The 17,798-nt window shown below is 54.7% G+C and carries 14 protein-coding genes; all 14 read left to right on the top strand.

Annotated features, from left to right (window positions below; all coding sequences use genetic code 11):
* The first annotated feature begins 215 nt into the window (after positions 1-215).
* Positions 216-794, top strand: coding sequence for a hypothetical protein (locus B5E77_RS06690; RefSeq protein ID WP_143468589.1), 579 nt, complete (start codon positions 216-218; stop codon positions 792-794).
* 123 nt (positions 795-917) lie between these two features.
* Positions 918-1,433 (top strand): metallophosphoesterase family protein, encoded by a 516-nt coding sequence (locus B5E77_RS06685; RefSeq protein ID WP_087164597.1) that lies wholly within the window; start codon positions 918-920, stop codon positions 1,431-1,433.
* Between the two features lie 170 nt (positions 1,434-1,603).
* On the top strand, positions 1,604-2,728 hold the full coding sequence (gene nadD, locus B5E77_RS06680; protein WP_162609664.1) for a nicotinate (nicotinamide) nucleotide adenylyltransferase: 1,125 nt from the start codon (positions 1,604-1,606) through the stop codon (positions 2,726-2,728).
* A gap of 29 nt (positions 2,729-2,757) precedes the next feature.
* Complete coding sequence (locus tag B5E77_RS06675) at positions 2,758-3,462, top strand: class I SAM-dependent methyltransferase (RefSeq protein ID WP_162609663.1); 705 nt, start codon at positions 2,758-2,760, stop codon at positions 3,460-3,462.
* Positions 3,463-3,537: 75 nt separating this feature from the next.
* A complete protein-coding gene (locus B5E77_RS06670; RefSeq protein ID WP_204248023.1) occupies positions 3,538-4,350 on the top strand; it encodes an RNA ligase family protein in 813 nt (270 codons plus the stop codon).
* Between the two features lie 50 nt (positions 4,351-4,400).
* Entirely contained in the window at positions 4,401-5,585 is a 1,185-nt protein-coding gene (locus tag B5E77_RS06665; protein WP_087164594.1) for an AAA family ATPase, read from the top strand.
* A 72-nt stretch (positions 5,586-5,657) separates the two neighbouring features.
* Entirely contained in the window at positions 5,658-7,805 is a 2,148-nt protein-coding gene (locus B5E77_RS06660; protein WP_087164593.1) for an ADP-ribosylglycohydrolase family protein, read from the top strand.
* Between the two features lie 885 nt (positions 7,806-8,690).
* Positions 8,691-9,572, top strand: a complete 882-nt coding sequence (locus tag B5E77_RS06650) for a hypothetical protein (RefSeq protein ID WP_143468588.1) — start codon at positions 8,691-8,693, stop codon at positions 9,570-9,572.
* Between the two features lie 465 nt (positions 9,573-10,037).
* Positions 10,038-11,579 carry a sensor histidine kinase gene (locus tag B5E77_RS06645; protein ID WP_242963646.1) on the top strand — a complete coding sequence of 514 codons (1,542 nt, stop codon included), beginning with the start codon at positions 10,038-10,040 and terminating at the stop codon, positions 11,577-11,579.
* On the top strand, positions 11,572-12,207 hold the full coding sequence (locus tag B5E77_RS06640) for a response regulator (RefSeq protein WP_087164590.1): 636 nt from the start codon (positions 11,572-11,574) through the stop codon (positions 12,205-12,207). Before B5E77_RS06645 ends, B5E77_RS06640 begins: the two co-directional genes overlap by 8 nt.
* On the top strand, positions 12,182-12,844 hold the full coding sequence (locus B5E77_RS06635; protein WP_162609662.1) for a zinc ribbon domain-containing protein: 663 nt from the start codon (positions 12,182-12,184) through the stop codon (positions 12,842-12,844). The genes B5E77_RS06640 and B5E77_RS06635 overlap by 26 nt, the downstream gene beginning before the upstream one ends.
* A gap of 88 nt (positions 12,845-12,932) precedes the next feature.
* Positions 12,933-14,744: a dynamin family protein gene (locus B5E77_RS06630; protein WP_087164588.1), complete on the top strand. Its 1,812-nt coding sequence runs from the start codon at positions 12,933-12,935 to the stop codon at positions 14,742-14,744.
* On the top strand, positions 14,737-16,809 hold the full coding sequence (locus B5E77_RS06625) for a dynamin family protein (protein WP_087164587.1): 2,073 nt from the start codon (positions 14,737-14,739) through the stop codon (positions 16,807-16,809). Before B5E77_RS06630 ends, B5E77_RS06625 begins: the two co-directional genes overlap by 8 nt.
* On the top strand, positions 16,802-17,788 hold the full coding sequence (locus tag B5E77_RS06620) for a M48 family metallopeptidase (protein ID WP_087164586.1): 987 nt from the start codon (positions 16,802-16,804) through the stop codon (positions 17,786-17,788). The genes B5E77_RS06625 and B5E77_RS06620 overlap by 8 nt, the downstream gene beginning before the upstream one ends.
* Positions 17,789-17,798: the final 10 nt, after the last annotated feature.

Below are 17,798 nucleotides of genomic sequence, written 5' to 3'. Positions count from 1 at the left end.
ATCCGGCAGGCAGCCGCTGGCCTACATTAGCGGATATTTCCCATAAATTATGGGAAGCTGTTTTATTGTCTGACAGAATTCGAGTATGTTATCCTGAAAATTAGAAAATACCGTTCTGAGGGGGAAAAATACTCTTTGTGATTTGGACAGAAACGGACGAGAGATAATAAGAGCAGTATAATACTGACATTTGCCGGAAGAAATGAGGTGGCTTTTTGAAGAGTCTTGTAATGAAGGAAATGATTTACAGACGATGGGAAAAAATTTGCGGCTGGCTGGCTCTCCGTTTCCGGAAATTCCGAAAAGGAACGCCGGAAAACCAGAAGGCTTCACTGGAGAAGCAGTTTGTAGAGCGCTGGACTTTGGCACTGGCGGAAAAGGCAGACATATTCAACGGACTGTATGGAGCGCTTTTCAGAATCCAGGCCGGGACTGCCAAAAAGAAGGGGAAGGTATTGAGCGAATGGTGGAGCCGGACCCGGTATCAGTGGGAGGGGAAAGAGCTGGCTGCGTTCTGCCGGCCAGTATTTGAAAAGCTCCTGGCAGAAGATTCGGACGTGGAATACCGGAAATACGCGCGGCTGCTTCTTGAGGCCGCGTCAGCCGCAGGCATTACCCGGGACATGCCGGGAAAGGCCGTGCTGGATGAGCTTACAACAAATGCTTATATGGAATGGGAAGGTAAGCAGCTTTATCTGGGAGATCATGTGGAAATTCTGTTTCCAGCCTGGTATCAGAAAGGATGCGTAGTCGAACAGGGGAACTGCAGAAGTCTGGAGATGCAGGAGGGATAGACAGGATGTATTCGACAGTGCCACGGTGATTCAGAGTGAAGGAGGCTATCTGGGAGAACTGGGCGTTCAGGAAAAGACGCTCATCAGCTATCCAGTGAAATGGAGTGAGGAGACGAAAAATTTATGATACAGGCAGGCTCCGCAGAGCTCTCGAGTGGGCGGCAGAGGCTTGACTGGCAGCAGGACGAAAGCGGCGCCTATTCCGTCAGGCTGGGCCTGGTGGAAATTATTGGCCTGAACGCGGCGGGCCACTGGCGTAAGTTTCTGTTTCCGGAGGGAAGACAGCTCAGATTTCTGGAGGAACGCCTGCAAAAAGAAGAAGCGGAGCGCGGCAGAGACTGGAGAATGATTCTCTGCCATGCGCCGCTTCTGGCGCATAATCCACAGCGGAAGTCGGGCGGTACGCCCTATCTGAACCGGGACCGGGAGCTGCAGAGAATTATGGATGGACAGGAACAAGTCATTTTTATCAGCGGACACACACATTTTTCGCCAAATGTTCCTGAGGGCTGCGTGGAATACGAACCGGAAGCCAGGCGTCTGTATCTGAATGCCGGAAGCGTACGGCCCACTGAGATGGGAACGGGAAGGCCGCGCGCCGCCGCAGGGGATATTACTGTTTTTCGTGAGGAAGCTTGAAGGCAGGTATGCTTTTCCTCTGACAAAAATGCAGTTTTGGACGGTAAAACGGAAGGAAAAAGCCTGCAGGTTTTTGAACATGATATGCTTTCAGCAGGATGAAAGTCCGGGAATACGTTGAACAGATTTTTGAAGGCTTGCTGAAGCAGAAAGAAGAGGTGAAAGTAAGAATGAATGAGCCAAATAAGAAGATTCCATTTGCGGAGCCGAAGCCGGGAAGCAGACGGGTCGTGGTGATGGGAGGTTCCTTCAATCCTCCGACGCTGGCCCATCTGAGGCTGATGAGGGCCGCTGTGGATGCCCTCGGCGCGGAAAAGGGGATTTTCGTTCCCTCAAACCATGCTTACGTTGAAAGGAAGATGCGGCGCCAGCGGCTGGAAAAGGAGGTACTGCCGGAGGATACGCGCCTGGAAATGCTCGCCGCCATGTGTAAAGAGGACAGCAGACTGGCTGTGGATACCTGTGAGTATGGCCGGGACCTGAGCGCGAAGACATTTGAGACTATGGAAACGATTCAGGAAAAGTATCCGGAGACTGAGCTCTATTTTGTGGCGGGAGGAGATAAGCTGGCAGTCATCCCGCGCTGGCACAGAAAAGAAGAATTTCTCCAGAGATTCAGGCTTCTGGTAACCAGAAGAGAGGGAACCTCGCCGGAGAGCGTGATAGAGAAGCAGCCGTTTCTGAAGCAGCACGCAGATGCGTTTGTGCTTCTCGCGGAACCGGAAGGAATAGAAAATATCAGCTCTACGAGAGTCCGCAGCCTTCTGAGGGCCGGCGATGAGAGGGCGGCGGAACAGCTGCATCCACTTGTCTGGGAAATCCTGCTGAGAGAAGGAAGGCTGAACAGGAACGCTGATATCACAAGCTTTCGCGGCGCTTATGATTTCCTGAGTAATTTTTACGCCGCGCCTGTAGAATATGAAGGACTGGTTTATCAGAATGCGGAAGCCGCCTTCCAGGCGCAGAAATGTCTGGACCGCCCGGAGAGGGAAAGCTTCTGTGAGCTTCCGGCGAACAGGGCCAAAAGGCTGGGACGCCAGGTAAAGCTCCGCGGTGACTGGGAAGAAATCAAGACAGAGCTGATGCTGGAGATTGTCCGGGCCAAGTTCACGCAGAATGAGGAGCTTGCCGCGCGGCTGCTTGCCACAAGGGACCGCAGGCTGGTGGAGGGAAACACCTGGCATGACGTCTTCTGGGGCGTGGATCAGAAGACCGGGCAGGGCGAAAACCATCTGGGCCGGATTCTGATGCAGGTAAGGAACGAACTGAAAGAAAAAGCGGCCGGAGAAAAATGAGGGCAGAAAACTCACAGGAATCGGCAGAAATGCAGCGAAGGAAACTCACAGGAATCGGCAGAAATGTGGTGAAGAAAATCACAGGAAGAGAGGAAGCAGGGATGGATGAAAGAGAATATTATGAGCGCCTGGCAGCCGCCTATCTGAGAGGCAGAGCCGGACGGATTGGACAGAGTTCCACGGAAGAGGAGGAGCCGAAGCTGTATCCGTTCAAGCGCGGCCACAGAGAGCTTCCCCGGGTGAGAAAGGTCCTTGGCTTCCTGCATGCCGTCCAGCCGGAGAGCCTGCTGGATGTGGGAAGCGGAAGAGGAGTTTTCCTGTTTCCCTTTCTGGAAGAGTTTCCGGAGACAGAGACCGTGTCCATCGATGTGCTGCCGCGCCGGGTGGAATTTCTGCAGGATGTAAACCGGGGCGGAATCACGAGACTTCGGGCAGTGCAGGCAGATCTCTGCGGACAGCCGTTTCCGGACGGTTCCTTTGACGTGGTGACGGCGCTGGAGGTGCTGGAGCACATTCCCGATGTGGAAAGCGCGGTGCGGGCGGCGGTGCGGATGGCCAGACGGTATGTGGTGGTGACGGTGCCTTCAAAGCCGGACGACAATCCGGAGCACATTCATCTGCTGACAAAAGAGAGACTGACGGAGCTTTTTGAGGCGGCGGGCTGCCGCCGCCTGCATTTTGACGGAGTGCCGGGACACCTGTTTGTGGCTGCGCCGCTGGGAAAGGAAGGATGACGGAAGGATCTGCGGCCGGAAAGAAGAACTGCAGAAAACAGGAAGAGTATGGAGAAGGCAGGGAAAGGAGAGCATATGGAAAGACAGACGCAGTCAATGATCAAATATCCCCGGACGCCTCATCTGGAAGGCTCCCGGCTGCAGCCGGGAGACGAGGATCTGTCTCAGATTCCGTTTTCGGAGATTGCGGGGCGGAATCTGGCAGTGGAAGAAAAATGTGACGGAGCGAATTCCGCGGTTTCCTTTTCGGCGGATGGAGAACTGCTGCTCCAGAGCAGAGGCCATTATCTGACGGGAGGATACCGGGAGAGACATTATGCGCTGATGAAGCAGTGGGCCGCCGTCCACAGGGACGCTTTTTATCAGGTCCTGGGCAGCCGTTACATCATGTACGGCGAATGGATGTATGCGAAGCATTCGGTCTTTTATGACGCCCTGCCCCACTATTTTCTGGAGTTTGACGTGCTGGACAGGCAGACCGGGCGTTTTCTGGATACGTCTTCGAGACAGCGGCTTCTGGCAGGGCTTCCGGTGGTGTCGGTTCCGGTGCTGGCACAGAAAAGCTTTGCCAGGCGGGAGGAGCTGATGGGGCTTTTGGGCGTTTCCCGTTTTATTACTTCCGGCCACAGAGAAAGGCTGCGGGAAGTAAGCGGACGCCTTGGCCTTGACCCGGAGCTGCAGTGCCGGGAGACAGATCCCTCCGGGCTGATGGAGGGCCTGTATCTGAAGGTGGAGGAAAATGGGCAGGTGGCAGTGCGGCTGAAATATGTGCGGGCGTCCTTCGCCCAGTGCGTGGATGAGTCAGGCACACACTGGCTGGAGCGTCCCATTGTGCCAAATCAGCTCTGTGTGCCGCCTGAAAAGCTGTTTGAATCCTGCGGACAATGAGCAGCGGAGAGCTGGCAGACAGAAAGAAAGACAGGAGGAGGTGAGCGGCTGTGAAGAGCAGAGAGGAGCTCTTCCGGTGTTTTCCGGAAGGACCGGACTGGGACACAGGCTGGGAAGGGGTGGAGCGGCATTTCTGTATTCAGAAGTTTGCGGAGGGTATGAGGGGGACGCCTCAGGATCCTGTCTGGCACGGGGAAGGGGATGTGTGGACGCATACGAAAATGGTCTGCGAAGCCTTAAGCGCCATGGAAGCGTTCCGGGCGCTGCCCCGGCGGCAGAGGCAGGAGCTTTTTCTGGCTGCCCTGCTCCATGATGCGGGAAAGATACGCTGTACCAGGGTGGAAGACGGGCGCCTGAGAGCTCCCCGCCACGGGGCGGCCGGAGCGCATATGGCCAGGGAGCTGCTCTGGAGGGAACTCGGCATGGCCGGCACGCCGGAGCTTCAGAATTTCCGCGAAACGGTCTGTACGCTGATCCGGTATCACATGGAGCCCATACACCTGGGGGAGAATGAGGACAGACGGAAACTGATCCAGATCGCTGCGGCCGGAGAGCTGGCGGAAGATTTCCGGATCTCTCTGCTCTGCCTGCTCTCCAGGGCGGACGCCATGGGGCGGCTGGCAGAGGACACGGCGGAGCTGGCCGAACGGGCCGCCTTTACGGAGATTCTGGCCGAAGAGCTGGGATGCCTGGAAGGTCCGAAGGCTTTTTCCTCCCCATACGCCCAGAGAGCCTACCTGAAAGGAAAGCTTGCCTGGCCGGAGGGGGAGCTCTATGACGATACCTGGGGCGAAGTGGTTCTGATGTGCGGCCTGCCCGGCACAGGGAAGGACACCTGGATCCGAGAGCATTATCCGGGGCTGCCTGTGGTGTCGCTGGATGAGATCCGCCGGGAAATGAAGATCTCCCCTGCAGAGTCTCAGGGGCCGGTGGCGGCTGAGGCCCGGGAGCGGGCGCGGGCATATCTGCGGGCGCGGCAGCCCTTTGTGTGGAACGCCACCAGCCTGACGCCGGAGCTCCGCAGAAAGAATACGGAGCTTTTCGAGGCTTATAAAGCATCAGTGCGGATTGTATTTCTGGAGACAGGCTGGAAAGAAGGCCTGCGGCGCAACCGGGAGAGGGGACATGCAGACTCTTCCCAAACGGTGCCGGAGGGCAGTATCGTGAGGGTGCTGGAGAAGCTGACGCCGCCGGAGCGCCAGGAGGCGCAGCAGGTAGAGTGGAGAAGTACTTGACATCTTTGGATTTTCTGACCTGAAAGGACGCCTTTTAAAAATGGGATGTGCGTCAGAAAGGAGGAGCAGCGGATGACAGATAGAATAGATATGATTCGCAGCGGAATTTACGGAGTATGTGTGGGAGACGCGCTGGGAGTGCCTGTAGAATTTCGCAGCAGGGAGAGCCTAAAGCGGAAGCCGATCTCGGAGATGTCTGGCGGAGGGACATATGGACAGCCGGAAGGGACATGGTCGGACGATGGCAGCCTGACCCTGTGCCTGGCTCAGAGTATCGGGGAAACAGGGGGCGTCCATGCCCATGATATCATGGAGCGTTTCCTGGACTGGTATGAGAATGGGAAATACTCTCCGTGGGGGGAACGGTTCGACTGCGGAATTACAACGGCGCAGGCGCTGTTCCGGTATAAAGAAGGGGTGGAGCCTGTTCTGTGCGGTGGGAATAAGGTGTCCTCCAACGGAAATGGTTCTCTGATGAGAATACTTCCCGCAGCGTATTACCTTTATTCCAGATTCGGCGCGGATCTTACGAAGTCCCGGAAGGCGATGGACATTGTCCATAAAGCTTCCGCACTGACGCACCGCCATGCCATTGCGCTGTCTGCCTGCGGAATCTATGCCAATATCGCGGTTCGCCTGATGGAAGGCGTGGATCGGGAGACGGCTGTCAGAGATGGGGCTGGGGCAGCCCTCGGCTGGTACAGGCGGCATGAAAAATTTGCGGAGGCGCTGCCGATCTGGGAGCGGATCCGGGATACGGACAGCCTGGCGGAACTGCCGGAGACGGAGATAAAAAGCGGCGGCTATGTGGCGGATACGCTGACGGCGGCTCTCTGGTGCTTTCTTACCACGGGCAGCTACCGGGACTGCGTGCTGACGGCGGTTAATCTTGGAGAAGATACGGACACTACCGCCGCCGTAGCGGGAGGGCTGGCTGGGCTGGCCTACGGATATGGAGATATCCCAAAGAGCTGGCTGGCTGCGCTGAAGGGAAAGCCGGTCATCGAGGAAGCGTGCACTTCGCTGCTGCGGGGGATGGAGGGAAAGACTCCAGAAAACGGCGCCTGCGGCGTAAATACGGAGAAGGAAGCGCAGGCTGCTTATATGCTGAGAGAGAATCTGAAGGAGGCAAAGGCAGACAGGACAAGAGAAAAGATCATCGTGATGGGAGGTTCTTTCCATCCGCCTACCATCGCTCATTTTAAGCTGCTTCAGGCTGCTGCAGACGCAGTAGGGGCGGACAAGGGCATCTTCGCTCCGGCGTCAGGGAAATACATAGAACGCAAGCTGAAAAGGAGCGAGCCATCCTGTAAGCTCATGACGGATGAGCTGAGGATTCAGATGCTGGAGGCGGTGTGCAGGGAAGATCCCCGGTTTTCCGTAGAAACAGGAGAGATGGGGGAAGATGCAGGCAATCATGCGTATGATACTCTCTGCAGAGTACAGAAAAAATATCCAAATGCCAGGATTTTTTATCTGGCTGGCTGCGATAAACTGCAGATCATGCCGCGCTGGAGACATATCCGGGAGCTGCTGGAGCATTTTCAGGTTCTGACAGCGGCCAGAAGCGGGCAAAAGCCGGAAACGGTGATTGCGCGCAGCCGCTTCCTGTATGAAAACTGCGCAGGCTTTCTCTTCTTCCAGATGCCGGACGGCACGGAAGGGATCAGCTCATCCCGGCTGCGCAGATGCCTCCGCGATCATGACGAGCAGGCCAGGGACATGGTGACAGAGGAGGTTTGGGAGATCCTTGTGGAAAAGGGTTACGCAGATCTGGACTGTATCAGCCGATTTACAGGCAGATACGCGTTCCTTGGCAACTTTTATGACGCGCCTGTAGAATTTGGAGGAATCCGGTACAGGAACAGTGAGGCGGCTTTCCAGGCGCAGAAGTGTGAGGATGAGGAAAAGCGCCTCTGGTTCGCCGGACTGGCGCCGGGCAGGGCAAAGTCCCTCGGCGGCAGGGTCAGGCTCCGGGAGGATTGGGAAGAGGTTAAGACAGGCCTGATGTTGGAGATTGTCCGGGCAAAATTCACGCAGAACCCGGAGCTTGCCGAAAAGCTTCTGGCTACCGGCGGGAAAAGGCTGGTGGAAGGCACCGCATGGAATGATACCTGCTGGGGAATCGACATCCATACAGGAAAAGGGGAAAATCGGCTTGGGAAAATTCTGATGCAGGTGCGGGACGAGCTGAAGGAAAATCAATACTTTAGCTCATAAAATAGCCTACAGGCAGCATTGAAACCACATGTTAGGGCGTCCCGCATATATTGGGGCAGTTTCTGAATAAATCTGGCTGCCAAACAGCATGTATTTTGCAGGTTTTGGATATATACAGCATTTTCTCGTTCTGATATCCAAAAGTACCGTTATCATAGCTGAATATTGCTTTTCTTCCTCGATATCAGCTGCGGATTATACATATGGAGAAAAAGCAGCCTGCTATGTCCAAAATAAGTTCAATTGTTGGATATACACGACATATTTTCTCGTATATGTAAATAAGGGCGCTGCGCCAATGAATCTCCGGGAAATGCTTGCCATCTCACGCGGAAATTGGATGGCAGACACAATTTTTTATTGCATATATCCAAACGCCAGATCCGCAGCAGGTAGAATGGAGAATCACTTGACGTTTTTTTACATTTTTGCTATCTTTTCATTGTTCCGGAGCTGCCGGTTTTATGTTCTGGCAGCTCTGGCATATTTGTACATTTTGGACGACAGTGCAGAAGCTGTCCTGTTTTACCGGAAGCTTTGCTTCCATGCCGATCGGCAGAAGAGTGTAAAGATCTGATTTTCACAGCCCATATCGGGCAGCAAATCCAGGGATAACAAAAATAATACCCTCAGTTGACAAGAACACACACGGTCAGGACAGGGCTGTTTCAGCGTCCTGCTGCGTTGCTTTTCTCTCCGCGTACGTCCAGTACGCGTCGTTCAAGCGCCTTGCAGGGCACTGAAACAGCCGCTGGAGGCGAGTGTGTCCTTGTCAACTGAGGGTAGGAAAGGGGAAGCAGAAACTTTAAATCCGCTGTTGTCTGGCTGATGTAATTTATTTATAATATAGGTAGCTTCTGAAATATGTTTCTGCGAAGCATGTATATGGAGCAAAGAAACGCTTCCGGCAATTCCGGTAAGCATGGCAGCTACCCGCGGGAAGATCGCGCGCTGAAAGCGGCGGCTCAGCTGATGGGAGAGGAGCTGCTGGCCCTGATGGGGCTGGAAGGAAAAATCAAGAGAACCCTTCCGACAGAGCAGGTGCAGCTTAAAACAGAAGATTTTTTTGAGGATTTCAATTATGAGATGGAAGACGGAAAAATCCTGCATCTGGAATTTGAAAGCGACAGTATTACGAAGGATGATCTGAGACGGTTTCGCGTCTATGAAGCGATACTCAGTTACCAGTACAAAAGAGAAGTGACTACCTGTGTGCTCTGCACAGCCGACACAAGAAAACCTATGGAGCAGCTGGTAAATGGCATGAGCTGCTACCATGTCAGAGTTGTCTGCCTGAAGGATTGGGATGCAGATACGCTCATTCGAGACCTGGAAGAAAAACAGAAGATAAAGCGCCTGGAACGTGAGGAACTGTTGAAGGTGATTCTGACACCTTTGATGAGTGGAAAGCTGCCTCAGTCCGAACGTATCCGGCGGAGCCTTTTCCTTCTCCGGGGAGAGCAGGAAAATCAGGAGAAATCTGAACTGTTAAAAATGCAGGCAGTGCTTTACACGCTTGCGGAAAAATTTGTCCAGAAAGAGGAACTGGAGAAAGTGAAGGAGGAGTTTTATATGACGCGTCTGGGACAAATGATATTTGATGATGGAGTAAAGAAGGGAATGGAAAAAGGAATAGAAAAAGGAAGGGAGAGCGGCCTGGAGCTGGCCAAACAGATTCTCCGTCTGGCAGGAGAAAACGTTCCTGTGCAGGAAATTGCCAGACGGCTTTCTGCTACAGAAGAAGAGGTCAGGCAGATACTGAACTGAACATCGGAGATTTAGTGGGCGGAACGTTACGATTCACAGCCACCCGCCCGCATGCGCACTCGTCGCCTCTTTGAGGCTCCAGTTTCGCTCCTTATGGAGCTAAGACTGCTTATGTGGGCGGGGTGACTGCTTCACAGTCCTGATTCAGACATGGAAACAGATGCTTACGTGCCAGCACGACACATCTGTTTCCATGTCTGAATCGGCTGTGAATCGTAACGGCGGAACAGATTGAAAATACAGGAAAGACCCCGGGAGATATCCGTGTGTACGGATGTTTCCCGGGGTCTTTGCGTGTCAGTATATGAAATTGCACGGAAAAATACTTTCAGGTCAGGCAAAAATGCCTGGAGCCGTTTCGGACCCTGCGGACGGGTCATAATAGGGACATGACAGGAAGTCAACAGATTATTTTCCCATAAAATATGGGAATCCATTCCGTTGCCTGACAAAAGGTCCTATGTTATGCTGAAAATTAGAGAAATGTTGCTTTTTGGCGGCCAGAGCCGGCGCAGAAGCGCGGCGGAGCGGCTGAAGAGAGGGGAAGTCCTGAAAATCGAGGGAGAACGGAAGATGTTTGAGAATGGACTGCCGAATGTGGCACTGCTTTTATTTACAATGCTGATATGGGGACTTTACTTTATGATTCTGGTCTCAAGTCCCAGAAATAAAGTAAACCAGTGGTGCTTTATCGCAGGCTTTCTGCTCAGCGTGGGCGTGCTGAAGGAATACATCTATTACGGGGGCTTTCTGGCCGGCCGCCAGGTGGCGCTGCTGGGAGTCGTCTATGAGGCAGATGAGCTGCTGAATTCGATTCTGACGGCGGTTCTTTATTATATGGCCATGCCCTGCGCGGTGATCTGCGGCCTGTATTTTGCAAGGCTGGATCAGCGTTTTCCCAGGCTTTTCCACCTGGCGGAGCTGGCCCTCTTTCTTCCCATGCTGTGCTTCTGCATCGTCTATCCCTGGAGCCAGACAAGGGTGATTCCCCTTACGAATGACAGCGCTTATACCATCGTGGCTGTCTACAATCTGATATACGGAGTGCTGGCGACGATTCCCATTGCCTGTACGCTTGCCAGGGAAAGAAACAGCTATTCCTTCCGGCAGAGGCGTCTTGTGTCGGTCATTGTGCTTCTGCCGCTCTGGTACTGGCTGATCACTATCTTCGGGTTCCATCTGCTGGGACTGGAGGACCTTTACAAGGTCTGGCAGGGGAATGTGGTCATTATTCTCTGTCTGTTTGTCTATTATCTGTATCATCTGTTCCACGAAGGAATCTGGGGAATGCGGCTGAGCCGGGAACATTTTGACTGGTCTGAGGAGCCTGTAAAGATGCCGGAGAACACCAGATACATGGTGCATATGCTGAAAAATGAGATGGCGAAGCAGAGGCTCAGCGTGCAGTTCATCCGCGAGCTGGAGATTCCGGAGACGAGGGATGAGCTGAATATTATTGAGAGATCCATTGAGCATATTGAAAAGTTTGCGCAGAAGAGCACCGCCTACACAGGGGAAATTCATATAGAGGCGGAGCCTGTCAATATTCCGGAACTTCTGCGGACCGTGGCGGACGAGCAGACGGGGGCCTGGAGGGGGCAGGTGAAAATCGAAGCAGACGAGAGATACCCGGAGCTTATCTGCGATCCGGTACATATGCGGGAGGCCCTGGGGAATCTGGTGAGCAACGCGCTGGACGCCATGGGAGAGCAGGGAACGCTGACGCTTTCCTACCGGACGCCGAAGCGGGATGTGGCGCTGATTCGTGTGGCGGATACAGGGCGCGGGATTCCGGAGCAGGAGATAGGGAAGATATTTGAAATGTATTACAGCGGCTATTCTGATATGCAGCATTTCGGTCTGGGACTTTCCTACTGCCGAAATGTGGTAAAGGCCCACGGAGGCTATATTCAGATTCGCAGCAGTACGGAGCCGGAGCGGCATGGGACCGAGTTTACTCTGTGTCTTCCGCGGAGGAAAAGGGGAAGGAGGAAGCCAAATGAGTGAGGAATTCCGGAAAGGGCCTGTAAAGGTGCTGATTGTGGAGGATGACGGGGACTTTGCCTTTCTGATCCGGAAGCTCCTGAGAAAGCAGGAGGATATCCTTGTGGCCGGATACTGCGCGGAGCCGGAAAAGGTGATGAGGATGGTGCTGGAGACTGAGCCGGATGTGGTGCTGATGGATCTGAATCTGGGAAAGTCTTCCGCGGACGGGATCGGTCTTTCCAGAGAGATTCGGATTCAGACGGACGCCAAGGTCCTGATCCTGACAGCCATCAATACACCGGACATGATCATGCGGGCTGCCAGAGACGCTTTTGCGTCAGGCTATGTATTTAAGAATCAGCTTTCCCTTCTGGTGGAAAACATCCGTGCTGTCGCAAAGGAGTATACGGCGCAGGAATACCTGATCGCTTCCTCGGCCCTGTCCGTGCTCTCGGACGCGGAGATGGCCGTATTTCAGATCATGATGGGAAAGGAAAATGACTTCCACTCGTCGGCGAAGACGCTGGCGAACCAGAAGGGAAGAGTGATAAAAAAGCTGGGACTGAAGAATCAGAAAGAGGTTCTGCATGTGTTCCGGATGTTTCAGGAAAGGGGAGAAGAGCATGAGATGCCAGTATTGCGGAAATGAAATGAGAGAAGGGGCGCTGTTTTGCAGCCAGTGTGGAAACAGGGCGGTCTCCCAGGCCGCGCCTGTGAAAAAGATATGCCCGAACTGCGGAGAGGAGGGCGCGCCGGATATGCTCTTCTGTGAATACTGCGGGACGCGGCTTACAGAAAAGAGGATGCCGGAGCAGCAGCCCACGCCGCGGCCGGTACCGACACCGCAGCCTGTTCCGGTTCCACAGCCGGTTCCGGAGCCGGTTCCCGCGCCGCAGCCGGTTCCGGCTCCCAGGGGCCGCTTCCTGATGGAGCTGAATCTGATGTCTTACTATAAGGGGGAGCCTACTCTGGGAATCGCAAAGGCGACGGGCACTGTGAAGATCTATGACGACAGGCTGGAATTTCATAAAAAGATGGGGAACAGCGCTGCGTCCATGTTCGGAGCTGTGGGTATGCTGGCGGCGGCAAAGCAGGCGAAGAAGGACGGAGCTGTGGATGTCTACCGCTACCGGGATATGCAGAGCGCCAGGGAAGGAAGATACGGCGGTCTCTACCACACCATAGTCCTTGTCATGAAGGACGGACAGACACATTCCTTTGCCGGAACCCTGAACAGCGGGAAGATTCAGGAGGCAGTGGTGCAGATTGCCCGGAATCTGGGCTGACCGGCCGGGAAAGTCCGGCGTCTGGAAGAAAAGATCTTTCGGAAAAAGCCGGAAGAGACAGTACGAATGAGAGGAGCAGTCCGGAGCTATGGCAATCGATTATCAGTATTATGAATTTCAATCCTATGAATATCTGGTGAGGCTCGGACAGCTCTGGGAGGGAATGGAAGAGCTGACAGGAGTGCAGGAGCTTCTGGCGCAGATTCGTAAGGAGCAGGAGCTGATCCGCACACGGAAATTCCGGGTGGCAGTGGTGGGAGAATTCCGGAGAGGAAAGAGCACCTTCGTCAACGCGCTGCTGGGAAGGGAGATCCTTCCCACAGACGCGCTTCCCACGACAGCGACTCTGAACCGGATTACCTATGGAGCTGTGCCGAAGGCATATCTCTGCTACAGGGATGGAAGACGGGAGGACGTCAGAATCGAGGAGCTGTCCCGGTATGTGACGAAGCTTACCAGGGAATCGGAGAACGCGGCCGCCCAGATAGAGGAAGCCGTCGTGGAATACCCCTCGATCTTCTGCCAGAATCACGTGGACCTCATCGACACGCCCGGCATGAATGACGATATGGCGATGAACGACGTGACCCTGTCCCAGCTGGAGCACATCGACCTGGCCGTCGTGACCCTGTCGCCGGGAAGCCCGTTCAGCGAGACAGAAAGCCGGTTCATGGCAAAGCTTCTGGAGAGCGAAGAGATCTGTCAGATCATAGTGGTGGTGACGAAGATCGATGAGATACGCGGGGAGGAGCCGAGAAAGAAATTTCTCTCCTACCTGTCCTCACAGATTCCCGAAAAGACGTATGCGCGGCTGCAGGAGACCCATGGGGAAAACGAGCCTGTATTTGAAAAATTCCGCCGGATTTTAAAAGAGCCCATCCTGTTCGGCGTCTGCTCTCTGGACGCTCTGGAGGCGCGGCAGTACGGGGATGAGGAGCTGCTGGAAAGAAGCGGCTTTGCGGGGCTGAACAGCCGGCTGCCTCAGATTATCCTGGCCAGCCAGAATAACAATACGGTTCTGAGAGCGGTCCATACCGTCCGGAAAATTGCAGAGGACTATGAAAAATGGCTGCCGGCTCTGAGGGCAGAGTGCGAAGACCGAAAGGAAGGGCTGAAGGCGGGGAGAAAGGAATTTGCGGAGGCCTGCTATACGCTGGCAGACATAAAGACTCTGGACGCCCTGAAACAGAAGCTCTGGCAGATGACAGATGAATTTTCCCAAATACGGAATGAGACAGGGAAGGGCTTTGTCAGATGCCTGTCCACGGTGCGGGTGTTGGACGCAGATGTGATTGACCGGACGCTCCAGGCTCAGGCCGTAAAAAGTATGAAGGACCTGAACGCGCGAATCCAGGAAAGCTTTAGGCCGGAGCTGCAGAAGCTCTGTGCGCAGGCGCTCACAGTCTGGTATCAGGGACTGATGGATCAGATCTGCAGTCTTCCCATACTTCAGGAAAGCAGGCTGGAAAAGGTCAGAGAGATGGCGGAGGAGCTGCGCGGCTCACAGCCATTTTCCACAGAGCTTCCGATAAATCGCTTCAGCTGGACGAAAAGTCCGGTTCCCGCCAGAGCTCTGCTGCTGGCCCCGGATCTGATCGTCTATGTCCGGCAGGCAGTCTCCGACTCGGTGAATATCTGGTGTGTCGGGATGAAGATCCAGATCACGGAGAGCCTGAAGCAGGCCTCCTCTCAGGTCTCAAAAGATCTGAATAAGCTTGTGATGGCCCTGTACCAGGCGGAGAATGCCCGGATCGCGCAGTGGGAAGCCAGGGAAAAGAGGCTTCAGAGCCCGGAGCTTCTGGAGCGTCTCAGGAAGCTTGCCCAGGAAAACAGCCGCCTGGAGGCGGATTTTATAAAGGAGCTTTCAAATACTATGGAAGGGGAGAAAGGTTATGAATAATGACGCAAGATACACAAGCTATCAGAATATGGTGACGCAGGTAAATACCGGCCTGGTCCAGATGCAGAAAGCGGCCGCCAGAATGAATCTGGAGGAGACGGCAAAGCAGTTGGAGGCCAGCCGGGAAAAGCTGGAGAGGCGCAAGTTCGCGGTGGGGATTCTCGGAGAGTTTAAGAGGGGCAAGAGCACGGTGATCAATTCCCTTCTGGAGAAGGAAATCATGCCGGCGGATATTCTTCCCACATCAGCCACCATGAACCGGGTGACCTATGATATGACGCCCCATGTAATGCTTCAGATGAGGGATGGAAGCGAGATGGAAATCGGGATCGATCAGCTGCCGGATTATGTGACGAAGCTGGATGAGGAAAAGGAGGCCCAGGCGGCAAAGGTGGAGGAAGCCGTGGTGTATTACCCCTGCAAATTCTGCCAGAACGGCGTGGATATTGTGGATACGCCGGGGCTCAACGATGACGAGCGGATGAGCCGTATCACGGAGGAGATCATTCCGAAGCTGGACGTGGTCATCATGGTGCTGGTTCCGGACAATCCCTTCAGCATGAGCGAGGCGGATTTCGTGCTGAACAAGCTGATGACAAGCGATCTGGGGAGGCTTCTGTTCCTGGTCAACAAGATTGATACAGTCCGCCCGGCGTCGCGCCGGGAGGCCGCCGTGGAAAATATCAAAGAACGGATTCAGGAAAAGGTTCTGGAAAGCATAGAGAGAAACTATGGAGCCGGTTCTGATGAGTATGAGGATGCGAAGAGAAAGCTGGGCAATATCAAGGTCTTTCCGTTTTCGGCTCTGGACGCTCTGGAGGGAAAGATGGACGGCGATCTGAAGCTGATAGAGAAGAGCGGCACGCTGGCCTTTGAGCAGGAGCTGACGCGGATGCTGACCGAAGAGAGGGGAGCCCTGGAGCTTCAGATTCCCTTAAGCGTCATGGGACGCGGCGCCCAGGAGATCCTGAAGGCCATCGAGACGAGAAAGAACGCCCTCCAGATGAGCAGCCAGGAGTTCGAGCAGCAGCAGAAGGAGGCTCTCGAGCAGATCGAGACAATACGCGCCCAGAAGACGGAAGAAAAGAAGAGGCTCCGGAACAATGCCATTGCGGCCAGGGATCAGCTGACAGGGCAGGTGGCGGACTTTTATCCGACTCTTCGGGAGAGGCTTCTGGATACGCTGGACAATACTTATATAGACACGGGCACGCTTGGTACAAAGGGCGGGCAGGACGCTGCCGTGGCAGAGCTGCAGAAGGCAGTCAGCACGGAAATGGAAGCGTCCATGAGCGCTTTTTCGGAAAAGATAGAAATGCAGCTTCGTGATATCGCAGGAAAGGAGGCGGCCCGTCTGGGCAGCTTCGCCCAGGAGGTATCCAGCCGTCTGGATTCCCTGCGTTCGGGCATTGGAACGGGAGCTTCCTGGAAGACAGGAGATTCCTTGAGCATCGCGGCCGAGTATGCGCTGGCCATGACAGTAGGTGGCTTCGGCCTGGGCGGTATCATCGAGGGCTATAAGGAGGCAGGCTTCAAGGGCGCGGCTCTCGGAGGCGCGGCCGGTCTCGCGGCCCAGCTCGCCACTGCAGCGGCTCTGATGGCGATCTCCCTTCCTGCTCTTCCGCTGTCCCTGATCGCGCTGGCGGCAGGCCCTGTAGCCAGTAAATTCCTTGTGAAAAAAGTGTTTAAGCGGGATGTGGGAGAAAAGAAGCTGGCGGAGATCCGCGCCGCGATGAAGAAGAATCTGGACGACATGATCGCGGATATGGAAGCCAGAGGCGAGCTGGAGCAGTGGGTGCGCCAGAGAGTGTCCGGCGTATTTGAAAGCCTTACCGCGGCCCTGGAAGAGGAATGCGAGGTTATGCTGAAGGATACCCAGGGAACCATCGACGCCATCAAGGAGGATCTGCTCCAGAACGAGATGCAGCGCCAGAAGCTTCAGGAGGATTACGAGGAAAACCAGAGAACGGTAAAGCAGATTCTGGAGAAGCTGGAACCGGTATCCGCCAAGGTAGGAAAGGTGCTGAAGGGCGGCCGGATGGAGGAAGGAGAAGCCTATGCTTAGAGAAAATTACGCGGATCAGGAGAATCCGTCTCCGCTCCGCAGCATGGAGCACAGCTTCCGCGCCTACACGGCGAGGAGAAAGGCTGTGGAAGAGAGAAGAATGTCGGGAAACGGCCTTCCGGATTATGCCTTTTCCTCAGACTATGAGTACCGGAAACGGCTGGATGCGATTCCTCATTTTTACAGTGTGGCGAAGAAGATATGCGGGACCTACGCCAGCCGGACGCTGCAGGAGATCAACATATCGGGGCTGCTGGTAGGGCCGGAGCAGTATCCGGATGTCTACCAGATGGGCTGCGACTGTGCCAGAATCCTGGGAATCGGCATCCCCAATATTTATATCATCAATGATCAGACGCTGAATGCCCTTACGATATGTACAGATGATATCGAGCCGTTGATTATCATTCACAGCGGCCTGTATGAGAGAATGACGCCGGGAGAGCTGCGCTGCGTCATCGGCCATGAATGCGGCCATATTCAGAATCAGCATGGTATTTACGATATACTGAGACAGATTCTGGTGGCTGCGGGGACCTCTGCCGCGGGCCTGCTCTCCGTTCAGCTGATGAATCTGATGACCCAGGGCGTTCAGTTTCTTCTGAACGCATGGGACCGGGCGGCGGAGGTGACCTGCGACCGGGCAGGCATGATCTGCAGCGAGCGGGTGGAGGACGCTTACAGCGTAAACGCAAAGCTGCTCTACGGCGCGGCCATAGGCGATAAAGAAACGGTGAATCTGGAGGCCCTGAAAAAGCAGCTGGAGATGCAGATGGGCACGCTGGTGCGCCTGGAGGAGCTGTTCGCGGATCATCCTGCTGCTGTACGGCGGATCATGGCAGAGATGGAATTTGCCCGGTGCGAGGTATTTTACCGCTGGAGGCCGGAGCTGAAGGAAGCAGGACAGAGCGTCTGCACGAAGGAGGAGACGGACGAGCGCTGCCGCCGTTATGTGGACGTAATACGGAAAGGAAAGTAGAGGGGGAAGA

The sequence above is a fragment of the Lachnoclostridium sp. An131 genome (genome assembly GCF_002160825.1).
In the GTDB taxonomy this organism is placed as follows: domain Bacteria; phylum Bacillota; class Clostridia; order Lachnospirales; family Lachnospiraceae; genus Laedolimicola.
This window is presented reverse-complemented; position numbering and strand designations above follow the sequence as displayed.

Bases quoted from the DNA above. Each gene is read 5' to 3' on its own strand.
- B5E77_RS06685 (WP_087164597.1), top strand. From the start codon at position 918: ATGATACAGGCAGGCTCCGCAGAGCTCTCGAGTGGGCGGCAGAGGCTT.
- nadD (WP_162609664.1), top strand. From the start codon at position 1,604: ATGAATGAGCCAAATAAGAAGATTCCATTTGCGGAGCCGAAGCCGGGA.
- B5E77_RS06675 (WP_162609663.1), top strand. From the start codon at position 2,758: ATGCAGCGAAGGAAACTCACAGGAATCGGCAGAAATGTGGTGAAGAAA.
- B5E77_RS06670 (WP_204248023.1), top strand. From the start codon at position 3,538: ATGGAAAGACAGACGCAGTCAATGATCAAATATCCCCGGACGCCTCAT.
- B5E77_RS06660 (WP_087164593.1), top strand. From the start codon at position 5,658: ATGACAGATAGAATAGATATGATTCGCAGCGGAATTTACGGAGTATGT.
- B5E77_RS06650 (WP_143468588.1), top strand. From the start codon at position 8,691: ATGGAGCAAAGAAACGCTTCCGGCAATTCCGGTAAGCATGGCAGCTAC.
- B5E77_RS06645 (WP_242963646.1), top strand. From the start codon at position 10,038: ATGCTGAAAATTAGAGAAATGTTGCTTTTTGGCGGCCAGAGCCGGCGC.
- B5E77_RS06640 (WP_087164590.1), top strand. From the start codon at position 11,572: ATGAGTGAGGAATTCCGGAAAGGGCCTGTAAAGGTGCTGATTGTGGAG.
- B5E77_RS06635 (WP_162609662.1), top strand. From the start codon at position 12,182: ATGAGATGCCAGTATTGCGGAAATGAAATGAGAGAAGGGGCGCTGTTT.
- B5E77_RS06630 (WP_087164588.1), top strand. From the start codon at position 12,933: ATGGCAATCGATTATCAGTATTATGAATTTCAATCCTATGAATATCTG.
- B5E77_RS06625 (WP_087164587.1), top strand. From the start codon at position 14,737: ATGAATAATGACGCAAGATACACAAGCTATCAGAATATGGTGACGCAG.
- B5E77_RS06620 (WP_087164586.1), top strand. From the start codon at position 16,802: ATGCTTAGAGAAAATTACGCGGATCAGGAGAATCCGTCTCCGCTCCGC.